This is a genomic window from Comamonas sp. CMM03, assembly GCF_019218715.1.
Lineage (GTDB): Bacteria > Pseudomonadota > Gammaproteobacteria > Burkholderiales > Burkholderiaceae_C > Comamonas > Comamonas terrigena.
In genome coordinates, this window is the sequence record NZ_JAHUXB010000005.1 from 272,000 (window position 1) to 287,956 (window position 15,957).

The following is a 15,957-nucleotide window of genomic DNA, read 5'->3' on the forward strand; positions in this document are numbered from 1 at the left end:
TGCTGCGGTTGCTTCTGCGTTGACGGGATATGGCGGGCCGAGCAGGGCGTTCGGCCGCCGGGCCGGCGGTGTGGGGGATCGTGGGATCGGTTGTGCAGCGCGGCTTCAGCGGGCGTTCAGTACGTCGCCCGGCACGCGCACCCAGCCTTCCATCAGGATGCGGGCGCTGCGGCTCATCAAGGCCTTGGTGACCTGCCAGCTGCCGTTGGTGCATTGCGCTTCGGCGCCCACGCGCAGCGTGCCGCTGGGGTGGCCGAAGCGCACTGCGTTGCGTGCACCGCCGCCTGCCGCCTGGCTGACCAGGGTGCCGGGCACGGCGGCGGCCGTGGCAATGGCAACGGCTGCCGTGCCCATCATGGCGTGGTGCAGCTTGCCCATGGACAGGGCGCGTACGAGCAGGTCGATGTCGCTGGCGGCAATGGCTTTGCCGCTGGATGCCGTGTAGCTTTGTGCAGGGGCCACCAGCGCAATCTTGGGGGTGTGCTGGCGCGTGGCGGCGTCTTCCAGGCGCTGGATCAGGCCCATGCGCAGGGCGCCGTGGGCACGGATGGTCTCAAACCGGGCCAGTGCGGCGGGGTCGTTGTTGATGGCGTCCTGCAGCTCGCAGCCGGTGTAGCCCAGGTCTGCGGCGTTGAGAAAGATGGTGGGGATGCCGGCGTTGATCAGGGTGGCGGCCAGGCGGCCCACGCCGGGGACATCCAGGCTGTCGACCAGATGGCCGGTGGGGAACATGGCGCCGCCGCTGTCTGCGCCATCGTTCGCACCTTCATCCGCAGGGTCCAGAAACTCCAGCGCTACCTCGGCCGCGGGGAAGGTCACCCCGTCCAGGGTAAAGCCGCCGGTTTCCTGCACCTGGCCGTCCGTGATGGGCACATAGGCCACGATGGTCTTGCCGATGTTCGCCTGCCAGATGCGGATGGTGGCCATACCCTGGTGCGGAATCCGGGCCTGGTCGATCAGGCCCATGTGGATGGCGCAGGGGCCGACGGCGGCGCTCAGGTTGCCGCAGTTGCCGCTCCAGTCCACAAAGGCCTGGTCGATGGCCACCTGGCCAAACAGATAGTCCACATCGTGGTCCGGGTGGCTGCTGGGGCTGAGGATCACGGCCTTGCTGGTGGAGGAGGAGGCATTGCCCATGCCATCGATCTGTTTGCCATAGGGGTCGGGGCTGCCCAGCGTGCGCAGCAGGATGGCATCGCGCACGGGGCCGGGTTGTTGGGCGGCTTCGGGCAGGTCCTGCAGGCGGAAGAACACGCCCTTGCTGGTGCCGCCGCGCAGGTAGGTGGCGGGAATCCGGATCTGCGGCGCAGACCGCTGTGGGTCACGGGGGCTGTTTGGCAGGGTGCCGCTGGTGCTGTCGTTCATGCTGTAGTTCATGGTGTCTCTGGCGCGGTGTCTCGGTCGTGCTGTGCTTATACGGCGGTGGCAGCTTCCCGGTGGCTGGTGTTTTCGGCAAGGAAGTCCTGGGCAAAGCGCTGCAGCACCCCGCCGGCTTCGTAGATGCTGACTTCTTCTGCCGTATCGAGGCGGCAGGTCACCGGCACCTCGGTGCGTGCGCCGGTGGTGCGGTGGATGTGCAGTGTCAGCTGCGCACGCGGCTGGCGCTGGCCCTCCACATCAAAGGTCTCCGTGCCGTCCAGCCCCAGGGTGTGGCGGGTGGTGCCGGGCAGGAACTCCAGCGGCAGCACCCCCATGCCGATCAGGTTGGTGCGGTGGATGCGCTCAAAGCCTTCGGCCACGATCGCTTCCACCCCGGCCAGACGCACGCCCTTGGCGGCCCAGTCGCGGCTGGAGCCCTGGCCGTAGTCGGCCCCGGCAATGATGAGCAGCGGCTGGCGGCGCTGCATATAGGTTTCGATCGCCTCCCACATGCGCATGGTCTGGCCTTCGGGTTCGACCCGCGCCAGCGACCCCTGGCGGACCTTGCCAGTCGCATCCACCACCATTTCGTTGAACAGCTTGGGGTTGGCGAAGGTCGCGCGCTGGGCGGTCAGGTGGTCGCCGCGGTGGGTGGCATAGGAGTTGAAGTCTTCCTCTGGAAGGCCCATGGCGTGCAGGTATTCGCCTGCGGCCGAGTCCAGCAGGATGGCATTGGAGGGGGACAGGTGGTCGGTGGTGATGTTGTCCGGCAGGATGGCCAGCGGCCGCATGCCGCGCAGCGTGCGCGCACCCGCCAGCGCGCCTTCCCAGTACGGCGGGCGGCGGATGTAGGTGGATTGCGGGCGCCAGTCGTAGAGCGGCGCTTCCCTGGCACCGTGGTCGGCCTGGATGGCGAACATGGGTTCGTACACCGCGCGGAACTGCTCGGGCCGGACGGCGGCCTTGGCCACCGCGTCGATTTCGGCATCGCTGGGCCAGATGTCCTTGAGGCGGATTTCCCGCCCCTGGAACACGCCAAGCACATCGTTTTCGATATCGAAGCGGATGGTGCCCGCAATGGCATAGGCCACCACCAGCGGGGGCGATGCCAGAAAGGCCTGTCGGGCATGGGGGTGGATGCGGCCGTCGAAGTTGCGGTTGCCCGAGAGCACGGCGGTGGTGTAGAGGTCGCGCTCCGTGATCTCCTGCTGGATGGCGGGGTCCAGTGCGCCGCTCATGCCGTTGCAGGTGGTGCAGGCAAACGCGACCACGCCGAAGCCCAGCGCTTCCAGGTCATGCAGCAAGCCGGCCTGCTGCAGGTACAGCGGCACGGTCTTGGAGCCGGGGGCCAGCGAGGTCTTGACCCAGGGCTTGCGTGCCAGCCCCAGATTGCGCGCGTTGTGCGCCAGCAGGCCGGCGGCAATCACGTTGCGTGGGTTGCTGGTGTTGGTGCAACTGGTGATGGCGGCAATGATGACCGCGCCGTCGGGCAGCTGGCCTTCGGTCTGCGTCCAGGGCCTGGCAATGCGTTGGGCCGCCAGGTCGGTGGTGGCCAGGCGCGCATGCGGGTTGGACGGGCCGGCGATGTTGCGCACCACGCTGGACAGGTCGAAGTGCAGGGTGCGTTCGTATTCGGCGTGCGCCAGCGTATCGGCCCAGAGGCCGGCCTGCCGGGCATAGGTTTCGACCAGCTGCACCTGGGCCGGTTCGCGGCCGGTCAGGCGCAGGTAGTCGATGGTCTGTTCGTCGATGGCGAACATGGCGGCGGTGGCACCGTACTCGGGCGCCATGTTGGAAATGGTGGCGCGGTCGCCAATGGTCAGGCTGCGTGCGCCGGTGCCAAAGAATTCCAGGTAGGCGCCCACCACCTTCTGCTGGCGCAGGAACTGCGTCAGGGCCAGCACCACATCGGTGGCGGTGACGCCGCTGGGGCGCTGGCCGGTGAGCTGCACGCCAACGATCTCGGGCAGGCGCATCCAGGAGGCGCGGCCCAGCATCACGTTCTCAGCCTCCAGCCCGCCCACGCCCACGGCGATCACGCCCAGGGCGTCCACATGGGGGGTGTGGCTGTCGGTGCCCACCAGGGTGTCTGGGTAGGCTTCGCCATTGACGGCATGGACCACGGGGCTCATCCGCTCCAGATTGATCTGGTGCATGATGCCGTTGCCCGGGGGAATCACTTCGACGTTCTGGAACGCGCGCTTGCACCAGTCGATGAAGTGGAAGCGGTCCTCGTTGCGGCGGTCTTCGATGGCGCGGTTCCTGGCAAAGGCCTGCGGATCGTCGCCCCCGCATTCCACGGCCAGCGAGTGGTCCACGATGAGCTGCACGGGCACCACCGGATTCACGGCCGCCGGATCACCCCCTTGCGCGGCAATCGCGTCGCGCAGACCGGCCAGGTCCACCAGCGCGGTCTGGCCCAGGATGTCATGGCAGACCACACGTGCCGGGAACCAGGGGAAGTCGCGCTGGCGCTGGCGGTGGACGATCTGGCCCAGGCATTCGGCCAGGATGGCCGGGTCGCAGCGGCGCACCAGATTTTCGGCATGCACGCGGCTGGTGTAGGGCAGGGTGGCCCAGGCGCCGGGGCGGATGGCTTCCACGGCGGCCTGTGCGTCAAAGTAATGCAGTGCGGTGCCGGGCAGGGGCTGGCGGTAGGGGTTGGGGCTTTGGGGCGTGCTCATTGTTATGGGTCTGGTGGCGGCTTTCACAGCACCGGGGTGGGAGACGGCTGTGGCTGCGTTGAAGGTTGTGATGGCTGCTGTGGGGCGGGGCTGTGCGAGAAGACCGAAGCAGGGGGCGGCGCAGCGCTTGGTGTCCAGCCGGATGCCTGCTCCCATGGCGCACTACCTGCCTGACCCTGCGCCAGCCGCAGCCGGGCGTGGGCCACGGCGTGCAGCTGGCGGGTCAGCGCGGTGCTGGCGGCATGGGGTAGGCCTTCCAGCTGGGCCAGGTGTGCGGCCAGCAGGCTGCACAGCTGCTGGGCTTCCAGCACCTGGGCCGGCGTGAGCTGTGTCACGCGCATGCCGCGCCGGGGCACGGCGGTCAGCAGGCCTTCCTGGCACAGCAGCTTCATGGCTTCCCGCACGGGGGTGCGGCTCACACCAAACTCCTGGGCCAGCGCGCCGTCGTTGATGTCGCTGTCGGGCAGGATCTGGTGGGCCAGAATGCGCTCGCGCAGCTTGCCGGCAATGGCGGTGCACAGCGAATGGGGCTGGATGGTCTGGGAGGTCATGGTGGGCGCGCCGGGTGCGGGGCTTATCGCCGCTCGTCGATGGGGACAAACTGCAGATCGTCCGGTCCGGTGTAGTGGGCGCTGGGGCGGATGATCTTGTTGTCCTGGCGCTGTTCGATGATGTGGGCGGCCCAGCCGCTGGTGCGGGCGATCACGAACAGCGGGGTGAACATGGCCGTGGGCACACCCATCATGTGGTAGCTGACGGCACTGAACCAGTCGAGGTTGGGGAACATGTTCTTCACCTCCCACATCACCGATTCCAGGCGCGCGGCAATGTCGTACATCTTGGTGCTGCCCGCTTCCTCCGAGAGCCTGTGGGCCACGCCCTTGATGACCACATTGCGCGGGTCGCTCACGGTGTAGACGGGGTGGCCGAAGCCAATCACCACTTCCTTGGCGTCCACCCTGCGGCGGATGTCGGCTTCGGCTTCGTCGGCGTTGTCGTAGCGCTTCTGGATCTCAAAGGCGACCTCGTTCGCCCCACCATGCTTGGGCCCGCGCAGCGCACCGATGGCGCCGGTGATGGCCGAATACATATCGCTGCCGGTGCCGGCCACCACGCGCGCGGTGAAGGTGGAGGCGTTGAATTCATGCTCGGCATACAGATTGAGCGAGGTGTGCATGGCGCGCACCCAGCTCTCGGTAGGGCTGGCACCGTGCAGCAGGTGCAGGAAGTGGCCGCCGATGGAGTCGTCGTCGGTCTCCACTTCGATGCGGCGGCCCGAGTTGCTGAAGTGGTACCAGTACAGCAGCATGCTGCCCAGCGAGGCCATCAGGCGGTCGGCAATGTCGCGTGCGCCGGGCAGGTTGTGGTCGTCCTTCTCGGGCAGGGCGCAGCCCAGCGCCGAGACACCGGTGCGCATCACATCCATGGGGTGGCTGGCGGCGGGCAATTGCTCCAGTGCCAGTTTCACGCTGGTGGGCAGGCCGCGCAGTGCCTTGAGCCGGGTCTTGTAGGCCTTGAGTTCGGAGCGCGTGGGCAGCTTGCCGTGCACCAGCAGGTGGGCGATTTCCTCAAACTCGCAGACTTCGGCAATGTCCAGAATGTCATAGCCACGGTAGTGCAGATCGTTGCCGGTCTTGCCCACCGTGCACAGCGCCGTGTTGCCGGCGGTCACGCCGGAGAGGGCCACGGACTTCTTGGGTTTGAACGCGGCTGCGGCGGCAGGGGCTGCGGGTGGGGTGAGGGGTGGGGCCACGGTGCTCATGCAAGTCTCCTGAAATATGGGGCAGGCCGATCCATCGCCGGGTGCGGCTGTGATCTGCCATACTTCGCAATCTACGCATTTGCTTGGCACCGCGGTAGGCCTGAATTGGCGAATCATTGCGAAGCAAAGCACGCAGTTTTGCGAAGTTTGCGAAGTTTCTGAACTCCGCCAGATACGCGCATTTCAGGACAGCATCAGCACAGGGAGACAGGAACCATGGCCAAGACCTTCATGGGCGTACGCCTGCGCAGCCTGCGCGCCGAGCGCGGCATGACGCAGGCGGCGCTGGCCCAGGCGCTGGGGCTGTCGCCGAGCTATCTGAACCAGATCGAACAGGATCAGCGACCGCTGACGGTGGCCGTGCTGCTGAAGATCCACAAGGTGCTGGGGGTGGATATCCAGCAGTTCTCAGAAGACGAAGAAGCCCGGTTGCTGGCCCAGCTGCGCGATGCGTTGGCGGCCATGCCCCAGCCCACGGCGGCTGTGCCCCTGCCCGAGCTGCGCGAGGTCGCTTCCCGGCTGCCGCAGCTGGCGCAGGCGCTGCTGGCCATGCACCAGCGCCATGTGGCCGATGTCGAGCGGCTGGAAGCGCTGACGGCCCGCCTGGGCGATGGCCGGTCGGAGCTGGCGGAAGGCGGGGGGGGCGCCAGTGCGCTGCTGGCCGAGCCATCGCGCCAGATGCCGTTTGAAGCGGTGCGTGATTTCTTCTTTGCCCACCGCAACCACTTTGATGCGCTGGACCGTGCGGCTGAAACCCTGGCCACCCAGGCCAGGGAGCAGACCAGCGCGCAGGGCGGCAGCCTGCAGGAATGGCTGCAGTTCCGGCTGCAGGCGCGGCACCAGGTGCTGGTGCTGCGCGGCAGCCAGGGCGGGGTGCACAGCCACCGCCGTTTTGATGCAGCCACCCGCACCCTCTACGTTGCGCCGCAGTTGCGGCCGGCCCAGCAGGCCTTTCAGCTGGCCACACAGCTGGCGCTGCTGGAGTTTGATGCGCTGATCGAGGATGCGCTGAAGTCCACCCACTGGCAGGACGATGCCACGCGGCGCCTGGCCCGCATGGGCCTGGCCAACTATGTGGCCGGTGCCTTTGTGCTGCCGTATGGGGAGTTTCTGCAGGCCGCCGAAAGCCTGCAGTACGACGTGGACCTGCTGGCCCGTCGTTTTGGGGTCGGGTTCGAGACGGTGTGCCACCGGCTTTCCACCTTGCAGCGGGCGGAGGCGCCCGGTGTGCCGTTCTTCTTCATCCGGGTGGACCGTGCCGGCAATATCAGCAAGCGGCAGTCGGCCACGCATTTCCACTTCTCCAAGACCGGGGGCACCTGCCCGCTGTGGGTGGTGTACGAGGCCTTCACCCAGCCGGGCCGCATCGTGCCCCAGCTGGCCAGCATGCCCGACGGGCGGGTCTACCTCTGGATTGCCCGCACCATCAGCCGGGCCGGGCACGGCTGGGGGGCGCCAGGCAAGACCTTTTCCATCGGCATGGGCTGCGACCTGCAGCATGCGGCGCGGCTGGTGTATTCCAAGGGCCTGGATCTGCGCCACCTGGAGGCTGCGACCCCCATCGGCATGGGCTGCAAGGTCTGTGAGCGCAATGCCTGCCCGCAGCGGGCGTTCCCTTTTGTGGGCAAGCCGCTGCGCGTGAACGAGCATGAAAGCGGGTTTGTACCGTACGGCTGACGCGCGACCTGCCATCCCCAGGGCCGTTGCTGGCGGTGCGGCGCAGCGATAGCAGGGCGGCAGGGCGGCAGGAGCACTGCCGGTTGCGTGCTTCTGTGCCGCCACCGTGATCGCAGGCCCGTTGGCAGAGAGACCGCAGGGAGGCCGTCGGTGCGATCTATTTATCATCGACCTGCCGCCAGCTGTTTTGGCGATGGATATGCCTGATGTCACGACTGCTACGGCTGGCCACAGCCTTGTTCTGCACCACCATGCTGCTGCCCTGGGGCGCGCATGCGGAGGGATTCCCGGCCGACTGGCGTGCCGCCACCTTGCGCGACACCCTGCAATTCGAGATGGCTTCGCGCCACACTGGCGCACGCTATGTCATTCAGGTGGGCGTGCCGCACGCACCGCCGCCTGCCGGCGGCTATCCGGTGCTGTGGATGCTGGATGGCAATGCCAGCTATCCGTTGACAAGTTTTGCCCGGCCCCATGCGGATGACACCCGCCAGGGAAGCCGCCGCGAAGGGCCACGCTCATCCCGACCGGCCGGCGTGATTGTGGCCATTGCCTCCGCAAACGACAGCCCCTTTGACGTCGATGGCCGCGCCCGTGACTACACCCCGGTGCCCGATGCAGCCACCGGCGATCGTCTGTCCCCCCGCTTTGGCGGAGCGGCCGCGTTCCGCCAGTTCCTGGTCGAAGAACTGCGCCCGCGAATCGCCCAGCAGTTCCCGCTGAACCCCCAGGGCAACACGCTGTTCGGGTTCTCGTACGGCGGGCTCTTCACGGTGGATGCGCTGCTGACGGATTCCCGGCATTTTCAGCGCTACTGGGCGGCCAGCCCTTCGCTCTGGTTCAGTGAGGCCTTGCTGGCGCGCAGACTGGCAAGCAGCGCGCAGATCAACGCCGGTGCGGGGGCCAAGGTGGTGCTGACGGTCGGGGAGGATGAGCAATACCCTGCGACTCCGGTGCCCGCTGCACGCCAGGAACACCTGAATCAGCGCGCCATCGTCGACCATGTGCGCAGGGCAGGGGCCGCGCTGGCGGCCGCCAACCCTGGCACTGGCGTGACCACTGTGGTAGCGCGCGACCATGACCATTTCGACATGCTGATGCATGGCGCCCGCAGGGTGGTGGAGTTTGCTTTTGCGCCCTGAAGGCGGAGGTGGCTATCTACACCCGTCCTGCAGCAAGGCTGGGCGGGATCAGGTGAAGGCAAATACCCGGGCGCACAGGTAATCCACCAGGGCCCGGACTTTGGGGGCGACATGCCTGCCCGCAGGCCACAGGATGTGGAAGACCCCTTCGCGTTGCGCCTGCCCGGGCATGACGCGCACCAGGCGGCCGTCGGCCAGCGGCTCCCGGATGGCGAAGTCCGGCAGGCAGGCAATGCCGCGCCCCTGCAGGGCGAAGCAGGCGCGGGTCTCGATGTTGTTGCAGACCATGGAGACCGGGACCGTGGGGGGCTCGCCGTCCGCCCCCGGCGGAAGCGGCCACGCCTCCAGCTTGCCGCTGTGGGGCCAGCGGAAATGCAGGCAGCGGTGGGACTGCAGGTCCTGCACATTGCGCGGCGTGCCGTGTGCGGCCAGATACTCCGGCGACGCGACCAGCACCATCTGGAAATGGCCGAGCTTGCGCGCCGTCAGCCGGGAATCGGCGGGCTCTCCGGTGCGGACCACGGCATCGAAACCTTCATCGATCACATCAACCAGGCGGTCTGAAAAATCCAGGTCCAACTGGATCTCCGGATACTCCCGCATGAAATCGGCCAGCACCGGCAGAAGCAGGGTGCTCACCAGCGGCAGGCTGACTCGCAAGCGCCCCCGTGGGGCCGACGAGGCCTGGGACAGTTCCGTCTGGGCCGCTTCGATCTCAGCCAGGATGCGCCGGCTGCGCTCCAGCAGCAGCAGGCCTTCGGCCGTGGGGGTGATGCTGCGGGTGCTGCGATGGAACAGGCGCACGCCCAGCTTCTCTTCCAAGCGTGCCACGCTTTTGCCCACGGCGGAAGCGGAGACCCCCAGCAGGCGGCCGGCCGCGACGAAGCTGCGGGTTTCGGCGACCTGCACAAACACCACAAATGCGTTGAGGCTGTCCATGTGTTCCGGCCTTCGTCTCTGGGGGCATCTATCGATGCGTTGCTGCGAGTGCCGCTGCATGCACTGCTGGATTGCGGACATATATGTCCTGGAAGTGCGGAACTCTATCCTACTTTTTCTCGGATGGCAGGCCCCATAAGGTCACGGTGTCTGAGCAAAGAGAGCAGCGATCCGATGACTTTTTCACTTTCTTGCCCGCCCGCCACCGGCGCGCGGCATTCTATTTCCGGGCTAGAGGCGCAGGTGGCACACGCCGTGCACAGCGCCCTGGCAGACCAGCGCCTGGTGGGCGCGGTGGTACTGGTCTACCAGCACGGTCAGGCGCTGTGCCGCATGGCCGCAGGCTGGGCCGACCGTGAAGCCCGCAGTGCGATGGAAGAGGACACGGTGTTCCGCTGGGCTTCGGCCAGCAAGCCGGTGGTCAGCGCCGCCGTGCTGCGGCTGGTGGCCCAGGGGCGGGTGGCCCTGGACGACCCCATCACGGCCTGGCTGCCGGACTTTCGCCCGCGCTTGCCGGATGGCCGCGAAGCGTGCATCACGGTGCGCCAGTTGCTGAGCCACACTGCAGGCCTGGGCTACCGTTTTCTGGAGCCCGACGGGCAGGGCGCGTACGCCCAAGCCGGGGTGTCCGATGGCATGGATGCCAGCGGGATCGACCTGGGAGAAAACCTGCGCCGCATTGCCAGCGTGCCGCTGCTGTATGCGCCGGGCACGGCTTGGGGCTATTCCCTGGCGGTGGATGTGCTGGGTGGCGTGGTGGAGGCGGTGTGCGGCATGGCCTTGCCACAGGCCGTGGAGGCACTGGTGACGCGCCCCCTGGGCATGGCCGATGCCGGCTTTGTCTGCCGGGATGCGGCGCGCCTGGCGACGGCCTATGTCAACGGCAGTCCAGCACCCCACCGCTTGCAGGAGGGCGAGGTGGTGGCGCCGTTCGAGGGGACCGTGGGCATTCCCTACAGTCCGGCCCGCGCCTTCGATGCCAGCGCGTTTCCTTCCGGCGGCGCCGGCATGGTGGGCACGGCCGATGATTTGCTGCACCTGCTGGAGGCCTTGCGCACCGGCCAGGGCGGCTGGATGCCCGGGCACCTGATTGTCGAGATGGGGCAGGACCAGACACAGGGGCAGGAACTGGCGGCCGGACCCGGCCTGGGGTTTGGCCTGGGCTTTTCCGTGTTGCGCGACCCGGTGCTGGCCCAGTCACCCGAATCCCCGGGGACCTGGCGCTGGGGTGGCGCCTATGGCCATGCCTGGTGGGTGGACCGGCCCCGGGGCCTGACGGTGGTGGCCATGACCAACACTTTGTACGAGGGCATGTCGGGGCGCTTTGTCACCGATCTGCGGGACGCGGTCTACCAGGGCCTGCAAGCATGACGTCTTCTGCATTGGAAAAACGCTTGCCCTGGGCCAACCTGCTGGCCTTGAGCATGGGCGCGTTCATCACCATCCTGACCGAAGCCTTGCCTGCCGCGCTGCTGCCGCAGATGGCGGAGGACCTGGGGGTGTCGCAAGCCTGGATCGGCCAGACCGTGACCGCCTATGCCGTGGGTTCGCTGGTGGCGGCCATACCGTTGGTGACGGCAACGCACAGCATGCGCCGGCGTCCGCTGCTGATGGCGGCGGTGCTGGGGTTTGCGCTGGCCAACAGCGTGACCGCGCTGTCGGGCAATTTCACCCTCACCATGGCCGCACGTGTGGTGGCCGGCATGGCCGCCGGGCTGCTGTGGGCGCTGCTGGCGGGCTACGCCACACGCCTGGTGGCGCCGCAGTTCCGTGGTCGTGCCATCGCCGTGGCCATGGTTGGCACGCCGCTGGCATTGTCCCTGGGCGTTCCCGCCGGGGGCTGGCTGGGTCTGGCTTTGGGCTGGCGCTGGTGCTTTGGCCTGGCCAGCGTGCTGGCGTTGTTGCTGTGGGTCTGGATGGGGCTGCGGCTGCCGGATTTTCCGGGGCAGGCCCAGCGCCAGCGCATGCCCATGGCCGGGGTGCTGCGCACGCCCGGCGTGGTGGCGGTGCTGATGGTGGTGCTGTCCTATGTGCTGGCCCACAACATCCTCTACACCTACATCGCGCCGTTTCTGGCGGCCAATGAGGTGCCTGTCCGCATCGATCTGGCCTTGCTGGTCTTTGGGGGGGCAGCGCTGCCCGGCATCTGGCTGACGGGGCTGTATGTGGACCGGCATCTGTACGGCCTGTCGATGGCGAGCATTCTGCTCTTTTGCGGCGCCGTGCTGATGCTGGGGGTGAGCTGGGGAGGGGCATCCATGGCCCTGGCGGCATTGGCCGTCTGGGGATTTGCCTTTGGCGGCTCCGCCACCTTGTTCCAGACCTCGCTGGCACACGTGGCGGGGGAGCAGGTGGATCTGGCCCAGTCCCTGCTGGTGACGACGTGGAACACGGCCATCGCCGGTGGCGGCCTGGTGGGCGGACTGCTGATCGTGCACGGGGGGGCAGGAGCCTTTGTGCCGGTGCTGCTGGTGCTGCTTGGCGTGGCGGTGGTCTGTCAGCGGCAGCTTGCGGGGCCAGGCAGCAGCCTTGCGGTACCGCAGCCGGATGGCAAGTGCTGAAGTTTGCTGTGGGCCGGGCTGTGGCTGCCGCTGTCGCAGTTCGGCCAGGCTCTGACCTATTCAAGGCGAGGAGAGGTGCTCGCATCGGGCGCACCACGGAACCGATCATGGGGGCGCTGCTGAGGGTGCGGGACCGCTGGCCCACGACGCCAGCGCCCGCCAAGCGCTAGGGGGTCATTACGGGGACTGCCCGGACGAGCTCCATCCGGTCCCGTCCCTTGCGCTTCGATGCGTATAGGGCTTGGTCGGCCCGCTTGAGCCAGTGCGACAGCTCCTTGTCGGGCTGCTCGAACAAGGTGGCACCGATGCTCAGGGACACGGGTTCCGGTGTATCAAACATGGTGCGCGCTTGTTGCGCGAACGATTCGCGCAGGCCCTGGCCCAGCGCCTGCGCGGCTGCTCCAGAGACGTTGCGCAGCAGAATCACGAACTCGTCCCCGCCCAGCCGTGCGGCCAGTGCGCCGTGGGGCAGCACGCTGCGGATGAGGTCGCTCAGGGTGACCAGCAGGCGGTCGCCGGCATCGTGACCGTGCAGGTCGTTGACCTGCTTGAAGTGGTCGATGTCAATCAACAGCAGCGCGCCCGGGCTGGCCGGCGACGCTTTCGCCAGCAACTCCGGCGCACGCAGATAGAGTGCGCGGCGGTTGTCCAGGGCGGTCAGGGGGTCGCGGGCGGCAATTTCCGCGATACGCTCCTCGCGGCGATGGCGTTCGGTGCCGGTCATGGACATCGCAAGCAGCATGATCGCCATCACGCCTTCCACCAGCGAGACCACAATCACCTCGCCCCGGAAATTGTTCAGGTTGATGAAGGCGTCCGGCGCTACGACCGACCCGGCCTTGGCGAGGTAGAACAGACCGTGCGCCAGCAGGACGAAGCGCAGCTGCGCGGCGCCCACGCTCAGCGTGCCGCCCTGCGGGCGCAGCAGCAGGCCGGCGCGCAAGCTGATGACGGCGATGAGCAGCGACTGGGTCCCCATCATCGCCTTGGACCACCAGGGCCGGTCGGGCAGAAACAGCATGGCCAGCCAGACGACGACCAGCAGCCACCAGGCACGTGACAGCCGGGTGCGTGTGCAGCTGGCAACGCCGGCCAGGAACAGCCAGTGGGCGGAGATCAGCAGGCCATTGGGGAACCAGATGCCGAACAGCACATAGCCACGGGAGCGCAGCAGGGCCAGCACGCAGCCCACGGAGATGACGGCAAACCCCCCGCTCCAGAGCAGCAGCGAACGTTCGCGCACGCTGCTCCATTCCGCGGCCAGGTACATCGCCGAGGCGGCTGCCATGGCCGAAGTGAGGACGAGCAGGGTGAAGGGGTCGAGAACCATGGACAAGATGGATGTGTCAGCGCGGGCGGGCTTCGCGCGAGGCGGATTGTCGCAGGATGCGGGTGCTCAGGCATGTCGTGTGGGGCGGTCTGCCGGGAGAAAGTAAGGGATTGAGCCGGGCGTGGGGAGAAGATGCCCGAGGCCGCTCGCATGGCGAGCTGCAGACTAGGCTCGTTGACCCGCCGCTGTCGTGGCCTTTGCTACGTGATCTTGCCGGCACGGCTGCGGAGTCACGCAACAAAAAGCACGCCTGTGACCCACTCGACGGTGGCAGGCGTGCTGCGATCCATTGCTGCTGCGAGCGACTTGCACGCCGTTCGTCGCTCGTTGCGGCCATTCGCAGGGACTGCCCTTGGCCCACCGCCGTCATGTGATGTACGCGCATGTGCATGCATCACATGGCGGGAGCGTGCGTCACGCGTCGGTGTGTACGTTGCGTCCCGCAAAGATACCCACCACGGCGGCGGTGAAAGCCAGAGCGGCGCACGCGAGCAAGGGGATCTGCCACCCGCCGAGCAGGTCGTGGAGCCAACCCGCCGCCATCGGCCCCACGGCGGCCAGCAGATAGCCCACGCATTGCGCCATGCCTGACAGTGACGCTGCCTGGTGGGCGTTTTGCGTGCGCATGCCGATAAAGGCCAGCCCAAGGATGAAATGCGCCCCTGCGCCCAGCCCAAACAAGGTGGCCCAGGCGAAGGCGAGCTGCGGTGCAAGCTGGAATCCCATCAGCGCCACGCCAGACAGTGCGGCGACGCTGGCCGCCGCCCAGCGCTGGTCCTGGAGCCGCCGCAGAACGGGGCCGAGCAGCAGGCCCGGAATGGCCGTCGCCAGTTGCATCACTCCGTGCAGCGAACCAGCCTGCTCTGCGGACAGGCCGGCATCGGTCAGGATCAAGGGCAACCAGCCGATGACGATGTAATAGATGGTCGAGTTCAGGCCCAGATACAGCGTCACCTGCCAGGCCAGGGCTGAGTGCCATATTTTTCTGCCGTGGGGCGGGGTGGCGGTAGTGGCGGCCGGCTGCGTGCGGGAACGAAGCTGGGGCAGCCACATCGCCAGTGCCGCCAGGGGCAGCACCAGAAAGGCAAGCAGCGCCGGTTGCCAGCCCCACACGGTTGCCAATGGCACCACCGCAATGGAGGCCAGCGCTGCCACCACCCCCATGGCCAGCGCAAAGGCACCGGTAACGCTGGCTATGCTGCTTGAAAAATCCCGCTTCACCAGGCTGGGTAGGAGGACGTTGCTCACCGCAATGCCCATGCCGATGACGGCCGTTCCCACATACAGCGTCCACACCGTGCCCGTGGAGCGCAGCGCAATCCCCGCGGCAATGGCGAGCAAGGCAGCGAACAAGGTCCGCTCCAGCCCGTATGACTGGGCAAAACGCGCGCTGAACGGGGACAGCAGTGCAAAAGCCAGCAAAGGCAGTGTCGTCAGGGCGCCAGCCGCCGTGGTGCTGAGCGCAAAGCTGTCCCGGACCAGGCCGAGAACGGGAGGCAAACCGGTGACCGGTGCGCGGAGGTTGGCCGCGATGAGAAGAATGCCGATAAGCAGCGCTGCGCGGGTGCCGGCGCGCTGGTGAGTCAGTGAAGTCATGCAATGTCCTTGGGAATGACCTCGACTCTAAAAAGCTGGCGATTGACCTGATATGGAAGCAGTGACAATATATCTCTAAATCATGCCAAATTCCTCCAGACTCACCCAGGCCCTGTGCGGCTTCGATCCGGACACCGACGCGCGCCCGGCGAACGCCTTGCTGCTGGAGGTGGAAGGCCACGATGCCGAGCAGCCGGTGCATTTCCATCGAAAGGGGCAGCTGGTGCTGGCTGCACGGGGAGGAGTGACCTGCGAGGTGCCCAAGGCCCTGTGGATGGTCCCGCCGCAGCATGCGGTCTGGATACCGGGTGGCATGCCTCACAGCAACCGCGCCACCGAGAATGCGCAGATCTACTTTCTGTTCATCGAGCCCGGCGCAGTCGCCATGCCGTCGGAATGCTGCACGCTGGCCGTGAGCCCGGTGGTGCGCGAGATGATCCGGTTGCTTGCCGCGCAAGGCGGCGCATACGAGTCGGACGATGCGACGGGCCGCCTGGTCTCGGTACTGCTGGAGCAGGTCGCACTCTCACCGGTCGAGCAGCTGCACTTGCCGATTTCCGGGCACCCCAAGCTGCGGCACATCGCGGATGCACTGGCCGTGGACCCTGCCGACCGCACCACACTGCCGGAGTGGGCGGCGCGCCTGGCCATGAGCGAACGGTCGCTTGCCCGGCTGGTGGTGCGGGAGACCGGGCTGACCTTTGGCCGCTGGCGGCAGCAGTTCCACCTCATCGTGGCGGTGCGCAGCCTTTCCTCTGGATTGGCGGTCCAGGATGTGGCGAGCACGCTGGGTTACGACTCCGTCACTGCGTTCATCACCATGTTCAAGAAAGCGCTGGGCCAGTCGCCGGCCCGCTACATCTCACAGCTGCGGTAGAACACCAGGGCCTGGCCCCGGTGGCACCGC

Annotated in this window: 12 protein-coding genes; 5 read left to right on the forward strand and 7 right to left on the reverse strand. The window is 67.3% G+C overall.

The features are described 5' to 3' along the window. Window positions 1-105: 105 nt before the first annotated feature. The 4 genes from prpF to prpC are packed head-to-tail and all read right to left on the reverse strand — an operon-like array spanning window position 106 to window position 5,805. Window positions 106-1,365, reverse strand: coding sequence for a 2-methylaconitate cis-trans isomerase PrpF (prpF, locus tag KW830_RS18085; RefSeq protein ID WP_218334053.1), 1,260 nt, complete (start codon window positions 1,363-1,365; stop codon window positions 106-108). 47 nt (window positions 1,366-1,412) lie between these two features. Further along, window positions 1,413-4,043 (reverse strand): Fe/S-dependent 2-methylisocitrate dehydratase AcnD, encoded by a 2,631-nt coding sequence (gene acnD, locus KW830_RS18090; RefSeq protein ID WP_218333942.1) that lies wholly within the window; start codon window positions 4,041-4,043, stop codon window positions 1,413-1,415. 23 nt (window positions 4,044-4,066) lie between these two features. Continuing rightward, complete coding sequence (locus KW830_RS18095) at window positions 4,067-4,594, reverse strand: GntR family transcriptional regulator (RefSeq protein WP_218333943.1); 528 nt, start codon at window positions 4,592-4,594, stop codon at window positions 4,067-4,069. A 23-nt stretch (window positions 4,595-4,617) separates the two neighbouring features. Next, window positions 4,618-5,805, reverse strand: a complete 1,188-nt coding sequence (prpC, locus tag KW830_RS18100) for a 2-methylcitrate synthase (RefSeq protein WP_218333944.1) — start codon at window positions 5,803-5,805, stop codon at window positions 4,618-4,620. A 216-nt stretch (window positions 5,806-6,021) separates the two neighbouring features. Between prpC and KW830_RS18105 the strand changes: the two genes are divergently transcribed. Beyond that, window positions 6,022-7,482, forward strand: coding sequence for a short-chain fatty acyl-CoA regulator family protein (locus tag KW830_RS18105; RefSeq protein WP_218333945.1), 1,461 nt, complete (start codon window positions 6,022-6,024; stop codon window positions 7,480-7,482). 206 nt (window positions 7,483-7,688) lie between these two features. Next, entirely contained in the window at window positions 7,689-8,624 is a 936-nt protein-coding gene (locus tag KW830_RS18110; RefSeq protein ID WP_218333946.1) for an alpha/beta hydrolase, read from the forward strand. Window positions 8,625-8,672: 48 nt separating this feature from the next. Here KW830_RS18110 and KW830_RS18115 read toward each other — a convergent pair whose 3' ends face one another. Further along, window positions 8,673-9,563, reverse strand: coding sequence for a LysR family transcriptional regulator (locus tag KW830_RS18115; RefSeq protein WP_218333947.1), 891 nt, complete (start codon window positions 9,561-9,563; stop codon window positions 8,673-8,675). Window positions 9,564-9,737: 174 nt separating this feature from the next. Between KW830_RS18115 and KW830_RS18120 the strand changes: the two genes are divergently transcribed. Further along, window positions 9,738-10,934: a serine hydrolase gene (locus KW830_RS18120; protein WP_218333948.1), complete on the forward strand. Its 1,197-nt coding sequence runs from the start codon at window positions 9,738-9,740 to the stop codon at window positions 10,932-10,934. Then, window positions 10,931-12,124 carry an MFS transporter gene (locus tag KW830_RS18125; RefSeq protein WP_218333949.1) on the forward strand — a complete coding sequence of 398 codons (1,194 nt, stop codon included), beginning with the start codon at window positions 10,931-10,933 and terminating at the stop codon, window positions 12,122-12,124. The genes KW830_RS18120 and KW830_RS18125 overlap by 4 nt, the downstream gene beginning before the upstream one ends. Window positions 12,125-12,290: 166 nt before the next feature. Here KW830_RS18125 and KW830_RS18130 read toward each other — a convergent pair whose 3' ends face one another. Further along, window positions 12,291-13,454, reverse strand: coding sequence for a GGDEF domain-containing protein (locus tag KW830_RS18130; RefSeq protein ID WP_218333950.1), 1,164 nt, complete (start codon window positions 13,452-13,454; stop codon window positions 12,291-12,293). Window positions 13,455-13,868: 414 nt separating this feature from the next. Then, window positions 13,869-15,050: an MFS transporter gene (locus KW830_RS18135; RefSeq protein WP_218333951.1), complete on the reverse strand. Its 1,182-nt coding sequence runs from the start codon at window positions 15,048-15,050 to the stop codon at window positions 13,869-13,871. A gap of 82 nt (window positions 15,051-15,132) precedes the next feature. Between KW830_RS18135 and KW830_RS18140 the strand changes: the two genes are divergently transcribed. Next, window positions 15,133-15,927 carry a helix-turn-helix domain-containing protein gene (locus KW830_RS18140; RefSeq protein WP_218333952.1) on the forward strand — a complete coding sequence of 265 codons (795 nt, stop codon included), beginning with the start codon at window positions 15,133-15,135 and terminating at the stop codon, window positions 15,925-15,927. The last annotated feature ends 30 nt before the right edge of the window (window positions 15,928-15,957 follow it).